This is a genomic window from Streptomyces parvus, assembly GCF_032121415.1.
GTDB classification, from domain to species: Bacteria; Actinomycetota; Actinomycetes; order Streptomycetales; family Streptomycetaceae; genus Streptomyces; species Streptomyces globisporus_A.
In genome coordinates this window covers 4332543-4356982 of record NZ_CP135079.1, presented here as the reverse complement: position 1 = coordinate 4356982, position 24440 = coordinate 4332543, and the positions used below count along the sequence as shown (strand labels likewise).

At 71.0% G+C, this 24440-nt stretch carries 25 protein-coding genes and 1 pseudogene; 13 read left to right on the top strand and 13 right to left on the bottom strand.

The features are described 5' to 3' along the window. The first annotated feature begins 136 nt into the window (after nt 1-136). The gene (locus RNL97_RS20805; RefSeq protein WP_030575980.1) at nt 137-595 is read left to right on the top strand and encodes a winged helix DNA-binding protein; all 459 of its coding nucleotides are present in this window, start codon (nt 137-139) and stop codon (nt 593-595) included. Between the two features lie 17 nt (nt 596-612). Here the strand turns inward: RNL97_RS20805 and leuE are convergent, their stop codons facing one another. Then, nucleotides 613-1299, bottom strand: coding sequence for a leucine efflux protein LeuE (gene leuE, locus RNL97_RS20800; protein ID WP_243314895.1), 687 nt, complete (start codon nt 1297-1299; stop codon nt 613-615). Nucleotides 1300-1540: 241 nt separating this feature from the next. Here leuE and RNL97_RS20795 point away from each other — a divergent pair, with 241 nt between their 5' ends. Further along, entirely contained in the window at nt 1541-2518 is a 978-nt protein-coding gene (locus RNL97_RS20795) for a L,D-transpeptidase family protein (protein ID WP_243314893.1), read from the top strand. Between the two features lie 213 nt (nt 2519-2731). Here the strand turns inward: RNL97_RS20795 and RNL97_RS20790 are convergent, their stop codons facing one another. Next, the gene (locus RNL97_RS20790) at nt 2732-3865 is read right to left on the bottom strand and encodes a hypothetical protein (RefSeq protein WP_030575972.1); all 1134 of its coding nucleotides are present in this window, start codon (nt 3863-3865) and stop codon (nt 2732-2734) included. Continuing rightward, on the bottom strand, nt 3865-4632 hold the full coding sequence (locus RNL97_RS20785; RefSeq protein WP_030575970.1) for an RNA polymerase sigma factor: 768 nt from the start codon (nt 4630-4632) through the stop codon (nt 3865-3867). Before RNL97_RS20785 ends, RNL97_RS20790 begins: the two co-directional genes overlap by 1 nt. Before the next feature lie 370 nt (nt 4633-5002). Between RNL97_RS20785 and RNL97_RS20780 the strand changes: the two genes are divergently transcribed. Further along, nucleotides 5003-6178: a UDP-N-acetylglucosamine--N-acetylmuramyl-(pentapeptide) pyrophosphoryl-undecaprenol N-acetylglucosamine transferase gene (locus RNL97_RS20780; RefSeq protein WP_030575966.1), complete on the top strand. Its 1176-nt coding sequence runs from the start codon at nt 5003-5005 to the stop codon at nt 6176-6178. A gap of 19 nt (nt 6179-6197) precedes the next feature. Here RNL97_RS20780 and RNL97_RS20775 read toward each other — a convergent pair whose 3' ends face one another. From RNL97_RS20775 to kdpF, 6 genes and pseudogenes are all read right to left on the bottom strand, one after another. Then, entirely contained in the window at nt 6198-6413 is a 216-nt protein-coding gene (locus RNL97_RS20775) for an arsenate reductase/protein-tyrosine-phosphatase family protein (RefSeq protein ID WP_313751038.1), read from the bottom strand. Nucleotides 6414-6450: 37 nt separating this feature from the next. Next, nucleotides 6451-6567, bottom strand: a pseudogene (locus tag RNL97_RS20770) (transposase); the annotation flags it as partial. Nucleotides 6568-6659: 92 nt separating this feature from the next. After that, nucleotides 6660-7328: a potassium-transporting ATPase subunit C gene (locus tag RNL97_RS20765; protein ID WP_030575955.1), complete on the bottom strand. Its 669-nt coding sequence runs from the start codon at nt 7326-7328 to the stop codon at nt 6660-6662. 6 nt (nt 7329-7334) lie between these two features. Then, nucleotides 7335-9449: a potassium-transporting ATPase subunit KdpB gene (gene kdpB / locus RNL97_RS20760; RefSeq protein ID WP_243314884.1), complete on the bottom strand. Its 2115-nt coding sequence runs from the start codon at nt 9447-9449 to the stop codon at nt 7335-7337. Further along, nucleotides 9446-11110, bottom strand: a complete 1665-nt coding sequence (gene kdpA / locus RNL97_RS20755) for a potassium-transporting ATPase subunit KdpA (protein WP_030575950.1) — start codon at nt 11108-11110, stop codon at nt 9446-9448. Before kdpA ends, kdpB begins: the two co-directional genes overlap by 4 nt. A gap of 8 nt (nt 11111-11118) precedes the next feature. Next, nucleotides 11119-11208, bottom strand: coding sequence for a K(+)-transporting ATPase subunit F (gene kdpF, locus RNL97_RS20750; protein ID WP_010058599.1), 90 nt, complete (start codon nt 11206-11208; stop codon nt 11119-11121). Nucleotides 11209-12098: 890 nt separating this feature from the next. Here kdpF and RNL97_RS20745 point away from each other — a divergent pair. After that, on the top strand, nt 12099-12317 hold the full coding sequence (locus tag RNL97_RS20745) for a hypothetical protein (RefSeq protein ID WP_010058605.1): 219 nt from the start codon (nt 12099-12101) through the stop codon (nt 12315-12317). Nucleotides 12318-12429: 112 nt separating this feature from the next. Here the strand turns inward: RNL97_RS20745 and RNL97_RS20740 are convergent, their stop codons facing one another. The 3 genes from RNL97_RS20740 to RNL97_RS20730 form a co-directional block, all read right to left on the bottom strand. Continuing rightward, entirely contained in the window at nt 12430-13008 is a 579-nt protein-coding gene (locus RNL97_RS20740) for a hypothetical protein (protein WP_030575944.1), read from the bottom strand. Between the two features lie 66 nt (nt 13009-13074). Beyond that, entirely contained in the window at nt 13075-13908 is an 834-nt protein-coding gene (locus RNL97_RS20735; protein ID WP_243314883.1) for a DUF4328 domain-containing protein, read from the bottom strand. 164 nt (nt 13909-14072) lie between these two features. Further along, the gene (locus tag RNL97_RS20730) at nt 14073-15683 is read right to left on the bottom strand and encodes a family 20 glycosylhydrolase (RefSeq protein ID WP_030575937.1); all 1611 of its coding nucleotides are present in this window, start codon (nt 15681-15683) and stop codon (nt 14073-14075) included. Between the two features lie 445 nt (nt 15684-16128). On the opposite strand from RNL97_RS20730, the gene RNL97_RS20725 reads away from it, so the two are divergent. The 9 genes from RNL97_RS20725 (at nt 16129) to RNL97_RS20685 (ending at nt 22843) form a co-directional block, all read left to right on the top strand. Continuing rightward, nucleotides 16129-16674 (top strand): 2-oxo-4-hydroxy-4-carboxy-5-ureidoimidazoline decarboxylase, encoded by a 546-nt coding sequence (locus RNL97_RS20725; RefSeq protein ID WP_030575934.1) that lies wholly within the window; start codon nt 16129-16131, stop codon nt 16672-16674. Nucleotides 16675-16933: 259 nt separating this feature from the next. Next, nucleotides 16934-17314, top strand: a complete 381-nt coding sequence (sdhC, locus tag RNL97_RS20720; RefSeq protein WP_010058610.1) for a succinate dehydrogenase, cytochrome b556 subunit — start codon at nt 16934-16936, stop codon at nt 17312-17314. 5 nt (nt 17315-17319) lie between these two features. Continuing rightward, entirely contained in the window at nt 17320-17811 is a 492-nt protein-coding gene (locus RNL97_RS20715; protein ID WP_030575931.1) for a succinate dehydrogenase hydrophobic membrane anchor subunit, read from the top strand. A 30-nt stretch (nt 17812-17841) separates the two neighbouring features. Then, on the top strand, nt 17842-19596 hold the full coding sequence (gene sdhA / locus RNL97_RS20710; protein WP_030575928.1) for a succinate dehydrogenase flavoprotein subunit: 1755 nt from the start codon (nt 17842-17844) through the stop codon (nt 19594-19596). Beyond that, nucleotides 19596-20363: a succinate dehydrogenase iron-sulfur subunit gene (locus RNL97_RS20705; RefSeq protein ID WP_030575925.1), complete on the top strand. Its 768-nt coding sequence runs from the start codon at nt 19596-19598 to the stop codon at nt 20361-20363. The genes sdhA and RNL97_RS20705 overlap by 1 nt, the downstream gene beginning before the upstream one ends. Before the next feature lie 141 nt (nt 20364-20504). Beyond that, entirely contained in the window at nt 20505-21104 is a 600-nt protein-coding gene (locus RNL97_RS20700) for a hypothetical protein (RefSeq protein ID WP_030575922.1), read from the top strand. A 125-nt stretch (nt 21105-21229) separates the two neighbouring features. Next, the gene (locus RNL97_RS20695; RefSeq protein ID WP_010058617.1) at nt 21230-21664 is read left to right on the top strand and encodes a hypothetical protein; all 435 of its coding nucleotides are present in this window, start codon (nt 21230-21232) and stop codon (nt 21662-21664) included. Continuing rightward, complete coding sequence (locus tag RNL97_RS20690; protein WP_030575919.1) at nt 21661-22095, top strand: thiol-disulfide oxidoreductase DCC family protein; 435 nt, start codon at nt 21661-21663, stop codon at nt 22093-22095. The genes RNL97_RS20695 and RNL97_RS20690 overlap by 4 nt, the downstream gene beginning before the upstream one ends. Before the next feature lie 10 nt (nt 22096-22105). Further along, nucleotides 22106-22843 carry a TetR/AcrR family transcriptional regulator gene (locus RNL97_RS20685; protein WP_030575916.1) on the top strand — a complete coding sequence of 246 codons (738 nt, stop codon included), beginning with the start codon at nt 22106-22108 and terminating at the stop codon, nt 22841-22843. Nucleotides 22844-22878: 35 nt separating this feature from the next. Here the strand turns inward: RNL97_RS20685 and RNL97_RS20680 are convergent, their stop codons facing one another. After that, entirely contained in the window at nt 22879-24432 is a 1554-nt protein-coding gene (locus tag RNL97_RS20680) for an ABC transporter substrate-binding protein (RefSeq protein ID WP_030575914.1), read from the bottom strand. Nucleotides 24433-24440 lie beyond the last annotated feature (8 nt).

Genomic DNA, 24440 nt, shown 5'->3' with positions numbered 1-24440 from the left:
AGACCGCGGAAGGATCGGATGACACCCGCCACGACAGCGGGTGAACTCTGCGCGTCCGCCGGATGACCGGGGCCGGGAGGCTCCCCGGCGAGCGGGGCTTGACCTCGACTTCGCTTGAGGTTCTACGTTCTGGGCCATGGACTACTCACACGACGACGCGGGACTCGCCCTCCAGCCGATCGGTTACTGGAGCTGGGCCGCGCACGAGGCGACGGTCACCCACATCAGGTCGGCGCTGGCCGAGAACGGACTCACGCAGCCGCCCTGGTGGGTGCTCAACCAACTGGACGGGGCGGACGAGGAGGGCCGGGACCGGGCCGAGGTGGTCGCCCTGCTCAGCGGCTACCTCGACGCCGGGACCGACGGCATCGAGGAGGCCGTCGACGGCCTCCTCCGGCAGGGCCTGGCCACCGAGGACTCCGGGCGGCTGCGGCTGACGCCCGGGGGGCGGGCGCTGCGCGAGAAGGCGTACGCCCGGGTCGCCCGGGCGAGGGCAAAGATCCACGAGGGCATCGACGACGCGGAGTTCGTCGCCGCGCTCAAGGTGCTGCAGCGGATGATCCACAACGTCGGGGGGAGGGCCTGGCACCACTGAGGCGGGCCGCCCCCGGGCTACACGCTGCTGAGCGAGAGCTTGGCGGCGAACCCGAGGAACAGGACACCGGCCGCCGAAGTGGCCCCCGCCGACAGCCGCTTGCGCCGGCGGAAGACGGCGGCCAGCCGGGTGCCGCCGAAGATCAGCACCGAGAGGTAGGCGAAGCTGGCGAGCTGGAGCAGGGTGCCCAGCACCAGGAACGACAGTGCCGGGTAGGCGTAGCCGGGGTCGACGAACTGGACGAAGAAGGAGATCAGGAACAGGATCGCCTTCGGGTTGATCAGGCTGACCACGAGCGCACGGCGGTAGGGCCGCTCCACGGGCCCCGCCGCCGCCCCGGAGGTTCCGGCGGCACCCTCCGCCCCGACCGTCTCCACGAGTTCGGCGGTACGCCGGTGCCGCTCGCGCCACAGGGCCACGGCGGCCCGCAGCATCCCGATGGCCATCCAGGTCAGATAGGCCGCGCCCGCGTACTTGACGATCGCGAAGAGCAGGGGCGTGGTCGTCAGCAGGGACGCGGCGCCCAGTGCGGCGAGCGTCATCAGGACGGCGTCCCCGGTCCAGACGCCCGCGGCGGCTTTGTACCCGGTGCGTACGCCGCGTCGGGCGGCGACAGAGAGCACGTAGAGCGAGTTCGGACCCGGCAGAAGAACGATCAGCGCCAGGCCGGCGAGATAGGTCGGAAGATCGGTGACACCCAGCATGAACGGAGTGTCGCACGCCGGTACCGGTCGCCGTCCAGGGAGTTCCACCAGGCGGTACGGGCCGTCGGGCGCCGAGCGGGAGGGGGCCGGTCCCGACGGCCCGTACCCGGCCATGATCGGCCGGGCGCGCCCTCGGGGGGCTGGACGCGCGGCCGCCGTCCGGCGGAGGATTCGCTGACCGGGCCGGACGGGAATCCGTACAGGAGGCGCCGGGTCGGCGGGTGAGCGAGGGGGACCCAACATGGTGGGCACGGACAGCGGGTGGGACGGCCGGGGCGGACGAGGCGCGCGCGGGGCGCGTGCGGCCGACGCGGTACCGGGCCGTCGCGTCGCCGCCGTGTCCCTCGTCGCGCTGGCCGCCCTCACGACGGGGTGCGAACCGGGTACGGCCACGGGGGCGCGGGACACGGCACCGCCGGTGCAGGCCACACGGGCCGCCGCCCCCTCCCCCACCGCTCCCGTGTCCGAGGACGCGAAGCCCCGTACCGCACCACCGCCCGGCCCGTCGGCGTCCACCGCCGCACCGGCCCCGGACCCGGCACCGACGACCGCCCGTCCGGCCCCGGAACCGAGCACCGCACCGCCGTCGCGCGTCCTGATGCGGACCGGGGCCGAGAGCGACCGGGTGCGCGAACTCCAGGCCCGGCTCCGCCGGATCGGCCACTTCGGGCGCAACCCCACCGGCTACTACGGCTCCGTCACCGCCGACGCCGTGCGGTCGTTCCAGGCCAAGCGGAGCCTGCCGGTCACGGGCTCCACCGACGAGGTGACCTGGCAGCGGCTGCTGGCGATGACCCGGGTGCCGACGGCCGCCGAACTGCGCCCGCCGACCGAGCGGCCGGTGTCCGCGCCGGACGAACGGTGTCTGAAGGGCCGGGTCCTGTGCATCAGCAAGAACAGCCGGACCCTGGCGTGGATGATCGACGGCCGGGTCGTCTCGGCGATGGACGTGCGCTTCGGCTCGGAGTACACGCCCACCCGCGAGGGCGTGTTCGAGGTGTTCTGGAAGTCCCGGGACCATGTGTCGACGCTGTACGACACCCCGATGCCGTACGCCCTGTTCTTCAGCGGCGGTCAGGCGGTGCACTACTCCGCGGACTTCGCGGCCAACGGCTACGGCGGTGCCTCGCACGGCTGCGTCAACGTACGGGACAAGAAGAAGGTCGCGGCGCTGTTCGACCGGGTGAGGACCGGCGACAAGGTCGTCGTCTACTGGTGACCGGCTGCTCGGCCGGTGCGGACGAAGGAGAGGGCGCGGGCGGGACCGGGGGAACGTGTCCCGCCCGCGCCGATGCGCCGAGCCGAAGGTACGGGGGGAACCCCGGCTCGTCGCGCGGCCGATGACCAGTCGGCTCACTCTGTACTGCGCCCGGCCTCCGAAAAACGTCACACCTGGTCGCGCGGGCCGTCTGCCGGGAACTGAAAGTGCAGGTCAGCGGGTCTGCACGGGGGCCGCACCGGTGCTCTGCCGGAGGGGCGGAACCTCAGCGTCCGACCCTGCGCCGGCACCCTCTTCCGGGGCCGTGGCGGCACGCGGTACGGGGTGGAAGGAGACGGGCGGCAGCGAGCCGCCGCCGCCCGGCCCGGTCTGACCGCCGTCGTCGTCATCGTCGCCGTTCCCGCCGCCGGAGCCGCCGTTCCCACCGCTGCCGCCGCTCCCGCCGTTCCCGTCGAGGAGGCGGTCGCAGAAGCGCTCCAGGTTCTCCTCGTCCTTGGCGAACTCGATCAGCTGGCGTCGGCTGCGGTCGTCCAGCCTGCCCTCGCGGAAGGCCTTGCACGCCTTGACGGACTTCTCGTACCAGTTGCCCGAGTCCGTGTCCCCGCCGGAACCGCCGGGCCGGTCGTCCTGCCCGCCGCCCCCGGTGCTCTCCTCCCGGCCACTGCCGTCGGGACGGGCGGGGGTGTCCGGGCGGCCCGTGCCGGACTCCCGGCCGGTGTCGCCGGTCCGCGCGCCGTCGGACTGCTCGGGCCCGCCGGATTCGCGGGCCGTGGGCGAGGAGGAGGACTCCGCCTCGGCGGGCGCGGAGGGGTCGGCCGGGGCCGACGGGTCGTCGACGGCGCCGCTGGACATCAGCGGGCCCGGAGTCACGGCGGCGGATACGGAGCTGGCCGGCGCGGGCGAGCCCTGCCCGCCGAAGGGTGCGGTGAACACGCCCGTACCGGCGGCGACCGCCACCCCGCCGAGCGCGCAGCCCGCGAGCGAGGCGACCAGACCGAAGCGGACCGGGCGGCTCCAGCGCGGGCGGCCGCCCGGGGTGTCGGGGGCGGAGCCGAGCTGGACGGCGTGCAGCTGACCGGGGCGGCCGGGGACGGCGGCGCCGGCGGCACGGCCGGCGAGCCGGTCCACGCCGCTGCCGTGGCGGGCCTGCCGGAACGCGGCGAGGACGGCTTCCTCGCCGGGGAGTTCGCCCGCCGGGGCCCTCAGCCCCGCGCGCGTCGCGCCGAGCGCTTCGGCGAGGCGGAAGGCGTCGGCACGGGCCTCGTCGCCCACGGGGACGACCGGTTCGCCGCGGAGCAGTCTCTCCGCCGCGTCCTTGTCAAGCCACTCGTAGTGCTCGTCGGCCATCACATGTCCTTCTGCGTCCACGGTCGCGAATGCGTCACACCGGGAGTGACCACGGCGGGTGCCGCCGGACCGCCTCGGCCGGGCCGCTGGGAGGGTACGGCCCCGAGCCCGGCACCGCCGCCCGTGTCGTTCCCGCCGTCCTGTGCCGTGGGCCGGTCCGCGGTGCCGTCCGGGCCGAACGCTCCGTCGCCGCCGGGCCGGGGCGCCGGGAGCTGCCCGTCGGCGCCGAGGAGTTCGGCCAGCCGCTTGAGCCCGCGGTGGGCGGCGGTGCGGACGGCGCCGGGCCGCTTGCCCAGGGTCTGCGCCGCGCTCTTCGCGTCGAGCCCGACGACCACCCGCAGCACGACGGCCTCGGCCTGGTCCCGCGGCAGCTGGGCGATGAGGGACATGGTGCGGTCGGTGTCCAGGGCTTCGATGGCGTCGCCCGCGGTGTCGGACTCGGCGGCGCGTGTGGTCAGCTCGGTCTCGTCGCCGCCGATCGCGGGACGGCGGCTGCGCATCCGCAGATGGTCCAGAGAGCGGTTGCGGGCGATGCGCGCGGCCCAGCCCCGGAACCGGTCGGCGTCACCGCTGAACCGGCCGAGGTCGCGCGCTATCTGCAGCCACGCCTCGGACGCCACATCCTCGGCGTCCGGCTCTCCGACCAGCGTCCGTATGTAGCCCAACAACCGTGGGTGCACCGCGCGGTACACAGCACGGAAGGCGTCCTCGTCCCCGTCCTGTGCCGCGAGCACCGCGGCAGTCAGCTCCGCGTCGTCCCCCAGCACTCCCTCAACCCGCCCTGCCGTCCTGAATCGCAGCTGGTCAACTGCTGCGCAACCCTGCGCGAACCAGCACGCTACGTGCTCGGTGGGGGCCACGTCCATGACTTGTACAACCCGCAACAATTCGACGGCCGCGCTTCCGGTGTGACAGAAAACGCAGTCATGGCGCTGAGATGAGTACGGGGTCGTGCTGCGACCCCGTGGAAGACGGCCGGGGCCTCTCCTGTGGGGGGTGGCGGCCCCGGTCGTCGCTCCTCTTCGCCCTGTGCCCCGACCAGGGCCGCCCCTGTGCGCAGACCTCCCGGCGACCGACGGCGTGACCGACACCGCACGGATTTCGCCGGGCCGGCCGGCCCTCCCTAGACTGCTCCGGGTGAATACCGCGTCGCACCCCGCATCCGTCTTCCGCCTGATCGTCACGGGAGGGGGCACCGGCGGTCACACCTACCCCGCCCTCACCGCGATCCGGACCTTGCGGGCACGCCTGGACGCTTCCGGCCGCACGCTCGATGTCCTGTGGATCGGCACGGCGGAGGGTCTGGAAGCCCGGGTCACCGGCGCGGAGGGCATCCCGTTCACCACCGTCTCCACGGGCAAGATCCGGCGTCACGCGAATCCGCTGAAGATGGTGTCTCCTGCCAACGTCCGGGACATGGCGCGCGTGCCGATCGGGGTCGCCCAGGCGCGCAGCGCGGTCTCCGCCTTCCGGCCGGACGTCGTTCTCGCCACGGGCGGTTACGTCGCCGTCCCGACCGGGCTCGCCGCGCGGATGTGCCGGGTCCCGCTGGTCCTGCACGAGCAGACCGTCCGCCTCGGCCTCGCCAACCGCAAGCTCGCCGGTTCCGCCGCGCGGATCGCCGTGTCCTCGGAGTCGACCCTGCCGCTCCTGCCGGAGAGCGTCCGGTCGGCGGCGGTGGTCACCGGCAACCCCGTACGACCGGAGATCCTGACCGGCCACCCGGACAAGGCAGTGGCTGCCCTCGGCCTCCACACCTTCGACCGGCGGCTCCCGACGGTGTACGTCACCGGGGGCGCGCAGGGCTCGCAGCAGATCAACGACGTGGTCGGCGGCGAACTGCCGTGGCTGCTGGAGCGCGCCAACGTGGTGCACCAGTGCGGCCCGGCCCACCAGGAGACGCTGTCCGCGCGCGCGGCAGGGCTTCCGGCCTCCCTCGCCGCCCGGTACCACCTCACGGCCTTCGTCGGACCGGAACTGCCGGACGTCCTGGCCCTCGCCGATCTCGTGATCTCCCGCAGCGGCGCGGGCACCCTGGCGGAGCTGACCGCGCTGGGCAAGCCCGCCGTCTTCATCCCGCTCGCCACGGCGGCCGGGAACGAACAGGCCCACAACGCCCGCCACCTGGAGGAGTCCGGGGCCGCGGTCGCCCTCCTCGGCGAGGTCACCGGCGGCCGCCTGCGCGAGGCGGTCGGACCACTCCTCGACGATCCGGAGCGCCGGGCCACGATGGCCGCGGCGGCCGGGGCGCACGGCCGCCCGGACGCTGCGGAAAGGCTCGTGGACGTGATCCTGTCCGCAGCATCCCGGTAACAGTCTGGCCCGCAGTGGGCTACGTGATCCGTCCACCGATATGGAGTGCGGCACCGACTTCAATGAGCACAGCGCACTCATGGAAGGCAGCGTCGTCCTGGCCCATCGGGTCGGGCACGTCCAGGTCGCCGAGGTAGAGGCGCAGTCTGTTCTCGTTCTCCGGGCCGCAGACGGCCCGGAGGGTAGCGAGAACGGAGGCGTCCATGGCGAGCACCGTGTCCGCCCGATCCAGCATGTCCAGGCTGATCTGCTGAGCACGGTGGGCGGTGAGGTCGTAGCCCAGCCGCCGGGCAGCGCTGCCAGGCGGCGCCGAGCATGACCTTGCGGATCGCTTTGACCGGACCGCTGTGGCTGTCGGAGATGACCGGGCGGACGCCGCTCAGGCCGCGACGGGGCTCTGGCTGGGCGCCGCGTCGACGAAAGCGCACGTCCGCGACGGTGATGTGGGTCACTCGTGAGGCCGCCCCCGGCTCCGGACCCCCTACCGGGTCAGACCCCTGAGCGCCGTGTTCAGCTCAAGGACGTTCACCCGGGGCTCGCCCATGAAGCCGAGCAGTCGGCCGGTGGTGTGATCGGCGACCAGGCCCTCGACCTTCTGCACGTCGAGGCCGTTCCTCTCGGCGACCCGGTGGACCTGGAGTTCGGCGTACGCCGGTGAGATGTGCGGGTCCAGGCCGGAGCCGGAGGATGTGACGGCGTCGGGCGGGATGTCTGCGGGGTTCACCTTGTGCGTGGGGGTGGAGTTGTCCTTCGCCACGGCCGCCTTGGCGTCCTTCACCCACCGGATCAGTTCCTCGTTGTCGCCGGAGCGGTTGGTGGCGCCGGAGAGGAGCAGGGAGTACTGGGTGTTGACGCTGTTGGTGCCGAGACCGTTGGACGGGCGGGGCTGGAACCACTTCAGGTCGGGGGACGGTGACGTCTCGCCCTTCTTCGGCGGGAGGTCGTACCGCTGGCCGATGAGCGAGGAGCCCACGACCTGCCCGTTCGCGTCCTTGACCTCGGAGCCGTTGGCCTGGTCGTGGAACAGCGCCTGGGCGGCGCCGGTGACGGCGAGGGGGTAGACGACCCCGCACACCAGGGTGAGGACGAGCAGGGCTCGCAGGGCGGCGCCGAGTACGCGCGCGGTGCTGCTGACGGTGTTGTTGGTCATGGCGGATCAGCCGATTCCAGGGATGAGGGTCAGGAGCAGGTCGATGAGCTTGATGCCGATGAACGGGGCGACGAGGCCGCCGAGTCCGTACAGGCCGAGGTTGCGGCGCAGCATCCGGTCGGCGCTCGCGGGGCGGTAGCGCACGCCCTTGAGGGCGAGCGGTACCAGCGCGACGATGATCAGCGCGTTGAAGACGACCGCGGAGAGGATCGCGGACTCGGGCGAGGTCAGGCCCATGATGTTCAGCTTGTCCAGCGACGGGTACGCCACGGCGAACATGGCGGGGATGATCGCGAAGTACTTCGCGACGTCGTTGGCGATGGAGAAGGTGGTGAGGGCTCCTCGGGTGATGAGGAGCTGTTTGCCGATCCCGACGATCTCGATGAGTTTGGTGGGGTCGGAGTCGAGGTCCACCATGTTCCCGGCCTCCTTGGCGGCCGAGGTTCCGGTGTTCATCGCGACGCCGACGTCGGCCTGGGCCAGGGCGGGGGCGTCGTTGGTGCCGTCGCCGGTCATGGCGACGAGCTTGCCGCCGGCCTGTTCCCGCTTGATGAGGGCCATCTTGTCCTCGGGCGTCGCCTCGGCCAGGAAGTCGTCGACCCCCGCCTCCTCGGCGATGGCCTTCGCGGTCAGCGGGTTGTCGCCCGTGATCATGACCGTACGGATGCCCATCCGGCGCAGTTCCTCGAACCGCTCCCGCATGCCCTCCTTCACCACGTCCTTGAGGTGGATGACTCCGAGGACCCGGGCGCCGTCGGCGTCCTCCACGGCCACCAGCAGCGGTGTGCCCCCGGCCCGGGCGATCCCGTCCGTGAGCGCCGCCGCGTCCTCGGGTACCCGGCCGCCCCGCTCCGTCACCCAGGCCAGGACGGAACCGGTCGCGCCCTTGCGGACCTTGCGGCCGTCCAGGTCGACGCCCGACATCCGGGTCTGCGCGGTGAACTCCACCCACGCGGCGCCCGTCAGCTCGCCCTGGTTCCGCTCCCGCAGCCCGTACGTCTCCTTGGCGAGCACCACGATCGACCGGCCCTCCGGGGTCTCGTCGGCGAGCGAGGAGAGCTGGGCGGCGTCGGCGAGGTCCGCTTCCCTCACGCCCTTGACCGGGACGAACGCGGCCGCCTGGCGGTTGCCCAGGGTGATGGTGCCGGTCTTGTCGAGGAGCAGGGTCGATACGTCACCGGCGGCCTCGACCGCGCGGCCCGACATGGCCAGGACGTTGCGCTGGACCAGCCGGTCCATCCCGGCGATCCCGATCGCGGACAGCAGCGCCCCGATCGTGGTGGGGATCAGACACACCAGCAGGGCGGCGAGCACGATCAGCGAGGTCTGGTCGTCGGCGCCCGCGTAGATCGCGAACGGTTTCAGGGTGACCACGGCCAGCAGGAAGACGATCGTGAGGGACGCCAGCAGGATGTTCAGGGCGATCTCGTTGGGCGTCTTCTGCCGGGCGGCGCCCTCGACCAGGCCGATCATCCGGTCGATGAAGGTCTCGCCCGGCTTGGTGGTGATCCTGATGACGACGCGGTCGGACAGCACCTTCGTACCGCCGGTGACGGCCGAGCGGTCACCGCCGGACTCCCGGATGACCGGAGCCGACTCGCCCGTGATCGCGGACTCGTCGACCGAGGCGACGCCTTCGACGACGTCCCCGTCGCCGGGGACGACGTCACCGGCCTCGCAGACCACCAGGTCGCCGATGCGCAGGTCCGTTCCGGCGACCCGCTCCTCCTTCCCGTCGGCGAGGCGGCGGGCGACGGTGTCGGTCTTGGCCCGGCGCAAGGTGTCGGCCTGCGCCTTGCCCCGGCCCTCGGCGACCGCCTCGGCGAGGTTGGCGAAGACCGTGGTCAGCCAGAGCCAGCCGGTGATCGCCCAGCCGAACCAGTCGGTCGGGTCGGTGAGCGCGAGGACCGTGGTGACCACCGAACCGACGAGCACGACGAACATCACCGGTGACGTGACCATCACGCGCGGGTCGAGCTTGCGCAGCGCGTCCGGGAACGACTTCAGGAGTTGCTGCGGGTCGAAGAGTCCGCTGCCGACCCGGTCGGCGGAGCCGTGGCCGCCGGCCGGCGGGAGGTCTCCGTGCGGAGCACGCGTGGGGGTGGGGGTGACGGTGCTCATGAGGCGAGCCCTTCGGCGAGCGGACCCAGCGCCAGGGCCGGGAAGTAGGTGAGTCCGGTGATGATGAGGATCGTGCCGACGAGCAGCCCCGTGTAGAGGGGTTTGTCGGTGCGCAGCGTGCCCGCGGTCTCGGGCACCGGCCGCTGCTCGGCGAGCGAACCGGCCAGGGCGAGGACGAACACCATCGGCAGGAACCGGCCGAGCAGCATCGCGAGGCCGATGGTCGTGTTGAACCACGGGGTGTCGGCGCCCAGCCCGGCGAAGGCGGAGCCGTTGTTGTTGGCGCCGGAGGTGTAGGCGTACAGGATCTCGGAGAAGCCGTGCGCGCCGGAGTTGGTCATCGAGTCGGCGGGGGTCGGCAGGGCCATGGCGACCGCGGTGAAGCCGAGCACGAGCGCCGGGGTGACGAGGATGTAGCAGGCGGCGAGTTTGATCTGGCGGGTGCCGATCTTCTTGCCGAGGTACTCCGGGGTGCGTCCGACCATCAGCCCGGCGATGAACACCGCGATGACCGCCATGATCAGCATGCCGTACAGGCCGGAGCCGACACCGCCGGGAGCGATCTCGCCGAGCTGCATGCCGAGCATGGTGATGCCGCCGCCGAAGCCGGTGTACGAGGAGTGGAAGGAGTTCACCGCGCCGGTCGAGGTCAGCGTCGTGGCGACGGCGAAGATCGACGAGCCCGCGATCCCGAAGCGGGTCTCCTTGCCCTCCATGGCCCCGCCCGCGATCTCGAACGCCGGGCCCCGGTGGGCGAACTCGGTCCACATCATCAGGGCGGTGAAGCCGATCCAGATGACGGCCATCGCGCCGAGGATCGCGTACCCCTGCCGCAGCGATCCGGCCATCCGCCCGAAGGTCCGGGTCAGCGCGAACGGGATCAGCAGGATGAGGAAGACCTCGAAGAGGTTGGAGAGGGGGTTCGGGTTCTCGAAGGGGTGGGCGGAGTTGGCGTTGAAGTAGCCGCCGCCGTTGGTGCCCAGCTCCTTGATGGCCTCCTGGGAGGCGACCGCACCGCCGTTCCACTCCTGCGTGCCGCCCATGAACTGGCCGACCTGGTGGATGCCCGAGAAGTTCTGGATCGCCCCGCAGGCGACCAGGACGAGCGCGCCGATCACCGAGATCGGGACCAGGATGCGGACGGTGCCGCGTACGAGGTCGGCCCAGAAGTTGCCGAGTTCGCCGGTACGGGAGCGGGCGAAGCCCCGTACGAGGGCCACCGCCACGGCCAGGCCGACCGCCGCGGACAGGAAGTTCTGCACCGCGAGGCCGCCGGTCTGTACGACGTGGCCCATGGCCTGTTCGCCGTAGTACGACTGCCAGTTGGTATTGGCGACGAAGGAAGCGGCGGTGTTGAACGCCTGATCCGGGTCGATCGAGGAAAAGCCGAGCGAGCCGGGCAGAGATCCCTGTATCCGTTGCAGCAGATACAGGAAGAGAACGCTCACCGCCGAAAAGGCGAGGACTCCGCGCAGATAGGCGGGCCAGCGCATTTCGGCGGCCGGATTGGCTCCGATGACCTTGTATATCCACTTCTCCGGCTTGTAGTGCTTCTCGGAGGAGTAGACCTTGGCCATGTAGTCGCCCAACGGGCGGTAGGCCAGGGCGAGGGCGGCTATCAGAGCTGTGAGCTGGAGAAGTCCAGCGGCCTGGGGACTCATGTCGGTGCTCAGAACCTCTCCGGATACAGGAGAGCCAGGACGAGATATCCGAGCAGGGACACGGCCACGACGAGCCCGACGATATTCTCGGCGGTCATGGTCTGGTCACCGCCCGGGCGATGAGAGCCACCAGCGCGAATACCGCGATCGTGGTGGCGACGAAGGCCAGGTCGGCCATCGTGAACTCCTGAGGATGCGAGGAAGGGAATCAGCCGTTCGGCCGATACGAGCAAACCTCGGCTTCACCCCGGGGATAAGCCGCCTTGACGGGGTCCATATGAATGCGGAGCCACCCTTGACGACTGCCTGACGCCCGCTTGACGCGCGCCTGACGCCATCCGGCGGGCGGGGCCGTGCTGCGGCCGCGCGCGGCCGTGACGACAGGCCCTACAGCTCGTGGTCCCGGGCCGGCGCGCCCCAGTCGATACCGCGCAGCGCGGGTCGGCGCCCTCGCCCGACGGCACGTCCGCGGTGGCCTGGACCCACGCGACGACGAGGGCGGAGCGGTGCATCACCGGGTCGCGTCCGGGATCGACCACCGTGGAGCGGAAGACGCCGACGCACAGAACGGAAGGCAGCACCTCGACCGGGCCGAAGGCGCCGCCCGTCCGGTCCGGGTACTCGGGCACGGGCGGGACGAGATGGAACGGGAGGGTGGGGAAGGCATGTTCGGTCCGTCGCCGCAGACCCCTGGTCCTCCTGACAGCCCTGCACAGGGCCGCCGCCGAGGCGCGGGAGCGCCACGCGGACCTGCGCGTCGTGCCGGCCTGGCACCTGCCCGGCGGCGGAATGGGCGGCCGGACCACCTACGGCTCGCCGCGCTGCACAGCGCCACCTGGTCCCTGTGACACCTGCCCAAGGCACGCAAGCGGTGACCGGGCGTCTTTCGGACTTTCGCAGGTGATTTCCCGACGGTGCCCGGCGAGCCGTGCCCACCCCCTCCTAAGCTCTACATGTCTGTAGATCTACTGGGAGAAGGGGAACGCGCGTGGCTTCGATCGACCTGGACAAGGTGCTGGACAAGGCGTGGGCGGACAAGAGCGTGCCTGAGGTGCTGGCGGCACCGGTGTCCGCGCTCAAGGGTGTCTCGGACCGTCAGGGCGACCTGCTCAAGGAGGCGTTCGGCGTGGTGACGGTCGCCGATCTCGCCGCCCTGAAGTACGTCGGGTGGGCGCAGGCCCTGGCGGCGCTGGACGCGGCGAAGTAACGCCGGGCCCGATCGGTACGGGTGTCGTGGCCGGGCCCGTCCGCGACACCCGTACCGCTCCCGTGCCGCTCACGCACCGGGTGGCGGGGCCTGCCGCCGCCCCGCCCGGCCCTCAGCTCCGGCCCCTGGCCCGCCGTGACATGACCGCGCGCAGCACCCGGCGGCCCTCCGTGGACAGGTCCAGCGCCTTGCGGAGGCCGGCGCCGCTGCCCGCCGTGCCGGTGGTCTCCGCGAGGATCTCCAGGATCCGGACCTGCCGTTCCAGCTCCCCCGCGACCAGCGGGCCCACGGCGGCGGGCTCACCGCTGCGGGCCGCCTTGAGCAGGTCCTCCTCGTCCGCCGGCGCGTCCCCGTCCGGGGCGTCGAACCGGCCGTGGACCCGGAGCGCGACCAGCGAGCAGGCGTCGGCCCACTCCCGCAGCGGTACGGCGGCGAAGTCGGAGGGGGCCGCGCCGAGCATGGCCCGGACGAGCGCGGCCGGGCCGGCGGGGACGGACGCCTGCTCCATCGCCGTCCGCACCGCCGCGAGCCGGATGGCCCAATCCTGCCCGTTCTCGCAACTCGCCCAGAGCGGGCGCAAGGGCTCCGCCTCCGGCCCCGCGAGCAGCGGCAGACAGCGTTCCAGGCAGGCCACGGCACCGGCGGCCAGCGCGCGCTCGTCGGCCCGTCCGATCAGTTCCAGCAGACTCATCGACGTCTCCCTCGGTCTACCGGATACTGCGCCGAATGGCTGAAAATCGTCACTTCGGAGTGGGCGTCACTCGTGTGCTCCCGGGGCCGGGGCTTGTGCCGGGCCGTCGGGCGCCCGTCCCTGCAGGGCCCGTTCGACCTGCATCCCGGTCACGGCGCGGACGTAGAGGACGGCCAGGACGGCGGCGAGGATGTCCACCGCGTCCGATGCCGCCACCAGGCCCCCGGCCCGCACGATCGCTTCCGCGTCCTCGGCCCGCTCCCACAGGCGCTCGGCGACCCGGGTGAGGAGGAGGCTCGCGACCCACGCGCCCCACCAGAGGTTGAGCGGGGTCCGGGGAACCGTGCGCCGGCCCCCGTCCGGACGGGTCTGCGCACCGGCCTCCCACACACCGCTCGCGACCCGGTAGGGGATCCAGAAGTTGGCGACGGGGACGAACCAGCCGCCCACCGCCCAGCCGGGGCCCATGCGCTGCACGGACGGGTCGAAGACCTCGGCGTTCCGGCGGGTCCGGTGGAACCAGATGATGAAGACGACGGCCGTGGCCGGCAGCGCCACGCCCTGGGAGCGCGCCGCGATGCCGTACAGCGTCTCGGCCATCCGGCCGTCCCCGCCGTAGACGTCCACGGCACCGTCGCTCACCAGCCGCTGCCAGAGGCCGCGCAGATACAGCCCCGTGCCGATGGCGAACAGGTCGGCGGCGATCACCACGCCGAGCAGCGCCGTCACCGCCCGGGCGAGGCCCACGGGCGAACGCGGCCAGGTGCCCACGCCCCGGCCCCCGGGTCCGGAGGCCGGGGCCACCAGGCCGTCGGGCAGCGGGGGCCGGGTGCCCGAGCAGAAGGTGCACAGGCCGTCGTCGGTGACGGCCGTTCGGATACGGCAACGGGTACAGAGCACGGAGAAGCCCCCCGGGACGCGGTGTGGGTGCACGGCCGCGCGTCCCTCCCCGGGAGCGCGCGGCCGACGATACGCAGACCGGCGGCTGCCGGGCCGTCCGTCCCGGATCTTCGCAGGTGGGGGCGGGGAGGGACAGCCGTTTCAGCGGCGGCTCGCGCTCGTCCTCACCCCGCGCTGCCGGTCCGCTTCGCCAGTTCCTGGAACTGCGCCCAGCTGAGCGCGGGCTTCCGCGGGTCCCACAGCTTCTGCGAGGTCGCCACGAGCGGCATCCTGATGCCGTTGGCCACCTGCTCGGTGGTCTGCGCGTTCGGCAGGTCGCCCCAGACGGCGAACCGGCCGCCGAGGATCTGCTTCGAGTAGCGCTCGGCCACGGGTTCGGTGCCGCGCAGGACCAACGGGGTCCACTGCTCGTAGATCCGCTCACCGGTCGGGTAGACGAAGTCGTTGGGCTCGCCGAGCACGTAGTAGAGGAACTCGTCGTTGAGGTTCAGCATCTTGTAGCCCTCGGCGAGGTACTCCTGCGGCGGGCGGGCACCGATCTCCTTGCCGGTCCAGTACTCGATCTCGATGTTCTCGTCGGCCTTGACCTTCGTGCCCCGGAAGAGCCCGTCGTTCCAGGCCTTCGCGGTCCGGCCCTTGGGGACGACGACGTCCGCGCGGTCGTTCAGCCAGCTGGTGGCCAGGTCCTCGATGGTGGCGTCGGCGCCGTGCCTCTCCTCGGCTGCCCGCTGGAGCTGGGGGTAGGAGGCGGCGGGGTTCTGAACGGTCAGCGCCTGGTACTCGTCCGCGCCGAGGTGCCAGAACCGCCCCGGGAACAGCTCGGTGTACTCCTCCAGGAGTTCGTCGATGAGCTTGGCCGCGGCCGGCTTGGAGATGTCGATGGAGCCCTTCGACTCGACGCCCGCGGTGTTGCGCAGCTGGAGGTCGGGGTGGGCGGCCAGCACCGCGCCGAGGTGTCCGGGCGAGTCGATCTCGGGGACGACCTCGATGTGCCGGCTGTTGGCGAGGCCGACGATGCGGCGGACCTCGTCCTGGGTGAGGGCTTCGTCGGAGACCACCTCGGGGTGGGACTTCGACTCGATCCGGAAGGCCTGGTCGTCGGAGAAGTGCAGGCCGAGCTGGTTGAGCTTGAGGTCGCCCATCTCGCGTATGCGGTCCTCAATCCACTCCGCGCTGTAGTGCTTGCGCGCGATGTCGAGGTTGAGCCCGCGCTGCGGCCGGTCCGGCCGGTCGTTGACGACGCCCTCGGGGACCGTGCCGTCCGCCTTGAGCGACTGTTTGAGCGTCCGGGTGCCGTAGAAGACGCCCGACTCGTCGGGGCCGGTGATCTTCACCTTGCGGTCGCGCACGGTGAGCCGGTACGACTCGGTGGGGCCCGCGTCCTTGGCGCCGAGCGCCAGCTCGACGTCCCCCGTCCGGGCCGGCTCGGCGCCCCGGTAGCGGATCTTCAGCTCCTTGGCGAGCAGCTGCGCCTCGTCGGCGAGCACCTGGCTGCCCTTGGCGATGACGACGGTGCTGTCCTTGCCCGGCTGCCAGCCGGGCCCCCGGGCCGCGGTGTGTTCGCGCACCGCGGGGATCGTGCTCGGCGTGCTGGACACCGGGTAGCTGCGGGAGGGCGACGGGGCGGCGGCCTCGGCGGAGGTCCCGGAGGGCGACGCCGTGTCACCGGAGGGTCCGCTGCCGGATCCGTCCGGCCAGACGACGACGGTGAGGACGACGGCGGCTGCGGCCGTGGCAGCCGCGCCGGTGACAAGGGCACCACGCGTGGGCGACATCGGGCGGATTCCTCCGTTGAGGGGTCAAGGACGAGTGAAACGAGTGAATAGGGTGCAAGGCTGGCATTTTTACCGTGGCCTCGCCCATCGAAGACGGCGAGCGACCGGACGGAACCCCGGCCGACGCAGGTCAGACGTCCATCACACGTTCCGAAACTCTCCCGTTCGGGTGATTCTTCCGCGGTCCGTCGGACGGCCGCCGGCCGGTCTCGTTAGCGTTGCGGCACATTCGTCTCCCTCTTCACTCCCACCCCGCGCAACCTCCTTGCGCTCCCGTCTGTCTTTCAGGGACGGAAGACCTTCGTGTACCCCTGCGGGCCCTTCGCGGGATCAGGGCCCACCGGGTCACAGCTGTCATTGATACGAGGAGTCCACGCTGTCCAGGTCCAGCGAGTCCCCCGCCGGCCTGCCGAAGCGATCCGCGCCCCCGGCCGGCCGGTCGGCCGTGCCCGTGCAGCCGCGCCACCCGGTCCCGGCCGATGCCCCGGCGGCGCCCGCCGACGGGGCGCCGGTCGATCATGCCGTCGGCCTGGCCCATTTCAACAGCCTCCCCTTCGCCGCCGCCGAGGCGGCCTTCCTGGAGTGCTGCGGCAGTCTGCGCTGGGCCCACCGGATGGCCGCCCACCGCCCCTACCCCGATCTCGGCGCTCTACTGGCCGCCTCCGACGAGGCGGGCTACGACCTCGCGCCCAGCGACATCGCCGAGGCCCTGGCCGCGGAGCCCGCGCCCTGCCTGCACCACGACGCGCCCCGCGCCGCCCATCTGGCGCTGCGGGCCGCGCACGCGGCGTACGAGAGCAGGTTCGGCCACGCCTTCGTGATCTGCCTGGACGCCTACGCCCCCTCCCTGCACGTGGACCAGGTGCTGGCCGGGATCCGGGTCCGGCTGACGCACGAGGTGGACGAGGAGCGGGCGGTGACCGCCGAGGAGCTGCGCCGACTCGCCCGGAGCCGGATCGTCGAGCTGGTGACCGCGGACCCCGGGCAGTAGCGGACCCCGAGCGGCGAGCGCGCACTCCAGGGCCTGATCGAGGAGCGGTTCCAGGGCACGCGAACCCGGCATGGCCGACAAGAGACTCTCTAGCCCGTACGTGCCTGTTTGATTGCCTCTTTGATCACACCAGAGGCCCCGGCGCGAACGAACCGACAAAGCGTCGCTACGATGGCCGGGGCCGGTGGACCGTACCCGGCCGGGTCAGACCGACAGTCAAGCCGGCCGACCCCAATCCCCGCTCCCGGAGGGTTCTTCCGTGCCGGCTGGAACGCTGTACCGCGGCCGGGAAGGCATGTGGTCGTGGGTGGCTCATCGAGTCACCGGTGTCCTCATTTTCTTCTTCCTGTTCGTACATGTCCTGGACACCGCTCTCGTCCGCGTCTCCCCCGAGGCCTACGACGACGTCGTGGCCACGTACAAGACGCCGATCGTCGCCCTCCTCGAATACGGCCTGGTGGCCGCGATTCTCTTCCACGCGCTGAACGGTCTCCGGATCATCGCCGTGGACTTCTGGGCCAAGGGCCCGCGCTTCCAGAAGCAGATGCTCTGGACCGTGCTGGGCATCTGGATCGTGCTGATGGTCGGGGCCCTGTACCCCGTCCTCGGTCACGCCGTACGCGACGTCTTCGGGAGCTGAGGCCCATGTCCAGCGAGACTTCTTCCGCAGCCGCGATCGGCGATGTCGAGGGCGTCGGGCCTCTGGGCCGATTCGACGCCGACAACCCGGCCCCGGTGATCGAGCCCCCGCGCAAGCGCACGGGCAAGACCCCCAAGGCTTCGCGCGGCAACTTCGAGATGTACGCCTGGCTCTTCATGCGCCTGTCGGGCATCGTGCTGACCGTCCTCGTCATCGGTCACCTGCTGATCCAGCTGGTGCTCGACGGCGGCGTCTCCAAGATCGGCTTCGCCTTCGTGGCGGGCCGCTGGGCCTCGCCGTTCTGGCAGGTCTGGGACCTGCTGATGCTGTGGCTCGCCATGCTGCACGGCGCCAACGGCCTCCGTACGGTCATCAACGACTACGCCGAACGGGACAACACCCGCTTCTGGCTGAAGATGCTCCTGTACACCGCCACGGTGTTCACCGTCCTGCTGGGCACGCTGGTGATCTTCACCTTCGACCCGAACATCCGCTAGGCGCCGGGACAGAGGGACCAGAGGAAAACCATGCAGATCCACAAGTACGACACCGTCATCGTCGGCGCCGGCGGCGCCGGCATGCGCGCGGCCATCGAGGCCACCAAGCGCAGCCGCACCGCCGTGCTCACGAAGCTCTACCCCACCCGCTCCCACACGGGCGCGGCGCAGGGCGGCATGGCCGCCGCGCTCGCCAACGTGGAGGAGGACAACTGGGAGTGGCACACCTTCGACACGGTCAAGGGCGGTGACTACCTGGTCGACCAGGACGCCGCCGAGATCCTGGCGAAGGAGGCCATCGACGCCGTCCTCGACCTGGAGAAGATGGGCCTGCCGTTCAACCGGACGCCCGAGGGCCGCATCGACCAGCGCCGCTTCGGCGGTCACACCCGCAGCCACGGCGAGGCCCCGGTCCGCCGGTCCTGCTACGCCGCGGACCGCACCGGCCACATGATCCTCCAGACGCTGTACCAGAACTGCGTCAAGGAGGGCGTGGAGTTCTTCAACGAGTTCTACGTCCTGGACCAGCTGATCACCGAGGTCGACGGGGTCAAGAAGTCCGCCGGCGTCGTCGCGTACGAGCTGGCGACGGGCGAGATCCACATCTTCCAGGCGAAGTCGGTCATCTACGCCTCCGGCGGCACCGGCAAGTTCTTCAAGGTGACGTCGAACGCCCACACCCTGACCGGTGACGGCCAGGCCGCCTGCTACCGGCGCGGTCTGCCGCTGGAGGACATGGAGTTCTTCCAGTTCCACCCGACGGGCATCTGGCGCATGGGCATCCTGCTGACGGAGGGCGCCCGCGGTGAGGGCGGCATCCTCCGCAACAAGGACGGCGAGCGCTTCATGGAGAAGTACGCGCCGGTCATGAAGGACCTCGCGTCCCGTGACGTCGTCTCGCGCTCCATCTACACCGAGATCCGTGAGGGCCGCGGCTGCGGTCCGGCCGGTGACCACGTGTACCTGGACCTGACGCACCTGCCGCCGGAGCAGCTGGACGCCAAGCTCCCGGACATCACGGAGTTCGCGCGGACGTACCTCGGCATCGAGCCCTACACGGACCCGATCCCGATCCAGCCGACCGCGCACTACGCCATGGGCGGCATCCCGACCAACGTCGAGGGCGAGGTGCTGGCCGACAACACCACCGTCGTCCCGGGCCTGTACGCCGCCGGCGAGGTCGCCTGTGTCTCCGTGCACGGCGCCAACCGCCTGGGCACCAACTCGCTGCTCGACATCAACGTCTTCGGCAAGCGCTCCGGCATCGCGGCCGCCGAGTACGCGGCGAAGCACGACTTCGTCGAACTGCCCGAGAACCCGGGTCAGCTGGTCGCCGACCAGGTGGCGCGGCTGCGCAACTCCACGGGCACCGAGCGGGTCGCGGCGCTGCGCCTGGAGCTCCAGGAGTGCATGGACGCCAACGTGATGGTGTTCCGCACCGAGCAGACGATCAAGACGGCGGTCGACAAGATCGCCGAGCTGCGCGAGCGGTATCTGAACGTGTCCATCCAGGACAAGGGCAAGCGGTTCAACACCGACCTGCTGGAGGCCATCGAGCTGGGCAACCTGCTCGACCTGGCCGAGGTCATGGCGGTCTCCGCGCTCGCCCGCAAGGAGTCCCGCGGCGGTCACTACCGCGAGGACTACCCGAACCGCGACGACGTCAACTTCATGCGCCACACCATGGCGTACCGCGAGGTGGCCGCCGACGGCGCCGAGTCGATCCGGCTCGACTACAAGCCGGTCGTGACGACCCGCTACCAGCCGATGGAGCGTAAGTACTGATGGCTACCCCGACCCTGGACAAGACCGACAAGGCCGAGGCCGGCTTCGCCGACTCGCCGTTCATCATGGCCACGTTCCGGATCCGCCGCTTCAACCCCGAGGTGTCGGACGAGGTCCAGTGGCAGGACTTCCAGATCGAGATCGACCCGAAGGAGCGTGTTCTCGACGCCCTTCACAAGATCAAGTGGGAGCTCGACGGCACCCTGACGTTCCGCCGTTCCTGTGCCCACGGGATCTGCGGTTCCGACGCGATGCGGATCAACGGCAAGAACAGGCTCGCCTGCAAGACGCTGATCAAGGACATCAATCCGGACAAGCCGATCACGGTCGAGGCCATCAAGGGCCTGACGGTCCTCAAGGACCTCGTGGTCGACATGGACCCGTTCTTCCAGGCGTACCGCGACGTCATGCCCTTCCTCGTCACCAAGGGGAACGAGCCGACCCGCGAGCGTCTGCAGTCCGCCGAGGACCGCGAGCGGTTCGACGACACCACCAAGTGCATCCTGTGCGCCGCGTGCACGTCCTCGTGCCCGGTGTTCTGGAACGACGGCCAGTACTTCGGCCCGGCGGCGATCGTCAATGCCCACCGCTTCATCTTCGACTCGCGCGACGAGGCCGGCGAGCAGCGGCTGGAGATCCTCAACGACCGTGACGGCGTGTGGCGTTGCCGCACCACGTTCAACTGCACGGACGCCTGCCCGCGTGGCATCGAGGTCACCAAGGCGATCCAGGAGGTGAAGCGCGCGCTCATCACGCGTCGCTTCTGACCTTCCCGTAACTCCTGTTACGTCGACGGGCCCCGTCCCCGCAGCCTCGCCGCTGCCGGGGGCGGGGCCTGTTGCTGCGCCGGGCCCGCGCGGGCGGTACGGTTCAGCGGAGCTGAAGACCGAGAAGGAACGGGGATCGTCGTGAGCGAGCCGAATCCGTACGCGGACGACGCCTACAAGTGGGGCCCGCCCCAGCAGCCGGGCCACCAGCCCACCGTCGCGGACGGCCAGGCGTACGGCTATCCGAACCCGGGCGGCGCCCCCGCGTACGGCTATCCGCAGCCGCTGCCGGAGTCCGCGACCCAGCCGGGGCCCGGTTACGGGTACCCCCAGCACGGTCAGCCGACGATGCCCGGCCAGTACCTCCCGGTACCGCAGGGCGTGCCGGGCCAGGGCGGGGTGCCGGTGCTGTCGATCGGCGACATCACCGTGATGAACGACGCGATCGTCACCCCGTCCGGGTCGATGCCGCTCAAGGGCGCGGTGTGGACGGCCACGGACATGTCGCGTACGGAGGAGAAGATCCCGGCGCACGCGGTCGTGCTGGCGATCATCTTCGCACTGTTCTGCCTGATCGGGCTGCTGTTCCTGCTGATGAAGGAGAAGCGGACCACCGGCTTCGTCCAGGTCACGGTGACCAGTGGCGGCCGGCACCACTCCACGATGATCCCGGCGATGGGCCCGCACACCTTCCCCGCGATCATGGGCCAGCTCAACCAGGCCCGTTCCATGAGCATCTGAGCCAAGGGCCCGCTGCCCATCCCCTGACGGACCCACCCCCCTGGCCCCCTTCTTGAACATGTTCAAGAAGGGGGCTACAGTCATGCCCAAGAGCAGTTTTGAACGCGTTCAAGGGAGGGTGGGGCATGGACCTCACTGTTGTCGCGTACGTCATCTACCTGCTGATCAGCGTGGCGCTCACCGTCTGGGTCGCCCGCACGCTCAGCCGCAACGGGCGGATCTTCCTCGCCGACGTGCTGCACGGGAACGAGAAGCTGGCCGACGCCGTGAACCACCTGCTCGTGGTCGGCTTCTATCTGGTCAACCTCGGGTTCGTCACGCTGTATCTGAAGAACGCCGACGGGGTGGCCGACGCCCGCGAGTTGTTCGAGGCCCTCTCGGTGAAGGTCGGCGTCGTCCTCCTGGTGCTCGGCGTGATGCACCTGGGCAATGTGTGGGTGCTCAGCCGCATCCGCCGCCGCAGCGCCCTGGAGCGCGAGCAGACCCCGCCGGTCCCGCCGCAGGGCTGGACTCCGCCGGCGGCCCAGGGCCCGTGGACCGCCCCCGCGGCCGGCCGGTGAGCCCGGCCCCCTGGCCCGGTCCCGTACGGCGGCTCACCGTGCTCTACGACGCGCGGTGCCCGCTCTGCGTCCACCTGCGGGGCTGGCTCCAGCGGCAGGCGCAGCTCGTGCCGCTGGATCTCGTCCCGGCCGGATCGGCGGAGGCGCGGCGGCGGTTCCCGGAGCTGGACCACGCGGCGACGCTCCAGGAGATCACCGTGGTCGGCGATCTGGGGCAGGTCTACCGGGAGACGGCCGCCTGGATCGTCTGCCTGTGGGCGCTCGCCAAGTACCGCGCCCGCGCCCACTGGCTGACCACCCCGGCCGGGCGGCCCTTCGCACGGGGCACCGTGCTGGCCGCCGCCCGCTACCGTTCGACGGCCCTCCCGCCCTGCGCCCCCGGGGCGCGTGAGTGCGCCGCCCCGCCCGGCGGCGCGTGGGGTCCCCGATAGCCTTGGGCCCGTGGTGAAGGAAGAGAAGAACGTGCAGGAGAAGAGGCCGGCCAAGGCCGCGAAGAGCGAGCAGACCCGCACGCTGATCCTCGAAACGGCGCTCCGGCTCTTCGCGGAGCGGGGCTACGACCGGACGACCATGCGGGCCATCGCCCAGGAGGCGGGCGTCTCGGTCGGGAACGCCTACTACTACTTCTCCTCGAAGGAGCACCTGGTCCAGGGCTTCTACGACCGGATCGCCGACGAGCACGCGACGGCGGTCCGGCCGGTGCTGGAGGGCGACCGGGATCTGACCGTACGGATCAGGGGCGTACTGCTGGGCTGGCTGGACGTGGCGGAGCCGTACCACCGCTTCGCCGCCCAGTTCTTCAAGAACGCGGCCGACCCGGACAGCCCGCTCTCCCCGTTCTCGGAGGACTCGGCGGCCGCCCGCGACGCGGCGATCTCCATCCACGAGCGCTGCATCGCCGGAGCGGACGTCAAGAGCGACCCGGAACTGGCCCCGCTGCTGCCGCAGTTGATGTGGCTGATGCAGATGGGTCTGGTGCTCTTCTGGGTGTACGACCGCAGCGAGGGGGCCGAGCGCAGCCGCCGGCTCGTCGAGCGCACCGCGCCGATCGCCGCCCGGGCCATCGCGCTCTCCCGGTTCCGGGTGCTGCGCCCGCTGGTGCGGCAGATCCACGGCCTGCTGGTGGAGTTCCTGCCGGGTACGGCGACGGCCGGGGCGGGGCCCCGGCCGTCGGACTGAAACGGTGCCTCCGGCCGTCGGCCGGGGCGGACCCGTCAGATCCAGGCCAGTTCCCACAGCCGCCAGGTGCCGGTGCCGTCGGAGAGGTACTGGGAGCCGGCGACCTCGGACTTGGCGACGACGTAGTCCTTCTTCTGCCACAGCGGCAGCAGCGGGACGTCCTCGCCGACGAGCGCCTGCATCTCCTTGAAGTCGTTCGACGTGCGGCTGCGGTCGCTGAACTGCTGCGTGGCGGCGATCAGCTGGTCCATCTTCTTGCTGGAGTAGCCGCTGTGCAGGACGTTGCCGGTGCCGACGAGCGGCTGGCTGAAGGTGTCGGGGTCCGGGAAGTCGGGGAACCAGCCGACGGTGTACATGTCGTACTTCCCGGCCGCGTACTCCTTCTGGTACTTCGTCCACTCCACGGCCTGCACCGACACCTTGAACAGCCCGTCCTTCTCCAGCTGACGGTGGAGCTCGGCGGTCTCCTTGGTGTACATGTCGCCCTCGCGGTAGGCGAAGTCGATGGCGACGGGCGTCTCCACTCCGGCCTGCTCCAGCAGCTGCTTGGCGCGCGCCGGGTCGGAGGAGGGGTAGGCGTCGAAGAAGGGGGTGCTGTGCCCGATGTAGCCGGTGGGGATCAGCGAGTACAGCGGGTCGACGGTGCCCTGGTAGACCTTCCGGACCAGCGGGCCCCGGTCGAGGAGGGCGGCGACGGCCTGGCGGACCTTCTTCTGCCCGAACGGCGAGCCCTCCCGGGAGTTGAAGATGATGTTGCGGATCTCGGCGCTGGCCGCCTCGGTCACCCGCACGTCCGGGTCGTTGACGTTGAGGTCGGCGAGCGTCTCGGCCGGCAGCTGGCGGTGGGCGATGTCCACCTCGTCGTTGTCCCAGGAGGTCTGGAGTTCCTCGGAGGTCTTGAAGTAGCGGATGTCGACCGCTTCGCCGGTCTTCTTGAGCGCGCCCCGGTACTTCAGGTTCGGCACCAGCTCGGCACTCTTCCCGGGCTCGTACGACTTGAGGACGTACGGGCCGGAACCGTCGACCTGGTTGCCCGGACGGAGCTTGTCCCCGGCGTACTTGGTGGGGTCGACGATCGCACCCGCGCCGGTGGCGATCTTCTGCGGGAAGGTCGCGTCCCTGCCGGACAGGTTGAAGGTGATGGTGCGGCCCTCGGTCGTCACCGTCTTGAGCGTCGGGAAGAGACCCGCGGGGCCGACGTCCGACTTGATCCGGAAGATCCGGTCGAAGGAGTACTTGACGTCCTCGGCGGTGATCTTGCGGCCGTTGGAGAAGGTCAGGTCGTCACGGAGCTTGCACTGGTACGTCTGGAGCTTCTGCCCGACGAACCCGCAGCTCTCGGCGGCGTCCGGTTCCGGTGTGACGGCGTTGGGCTTGAAGGTCATCAGCGACTGGTAGATGTTGCTGTAGATCGCCCAGGAACCCGCGTCGTAGGCGCCGGCCGGGTCGAGCGAGGTGACGACGTCCGACGTCCCGACCGTGATCGCGTCGGTCTTCGCCTCCCCCGACGGGAGCAGTTGCCAGGCACCGACGCCCGCTATGACCAATACCGCGAGAATCGCGAGAATCCGTACCCGGACCGACCGCATTGCCGTGC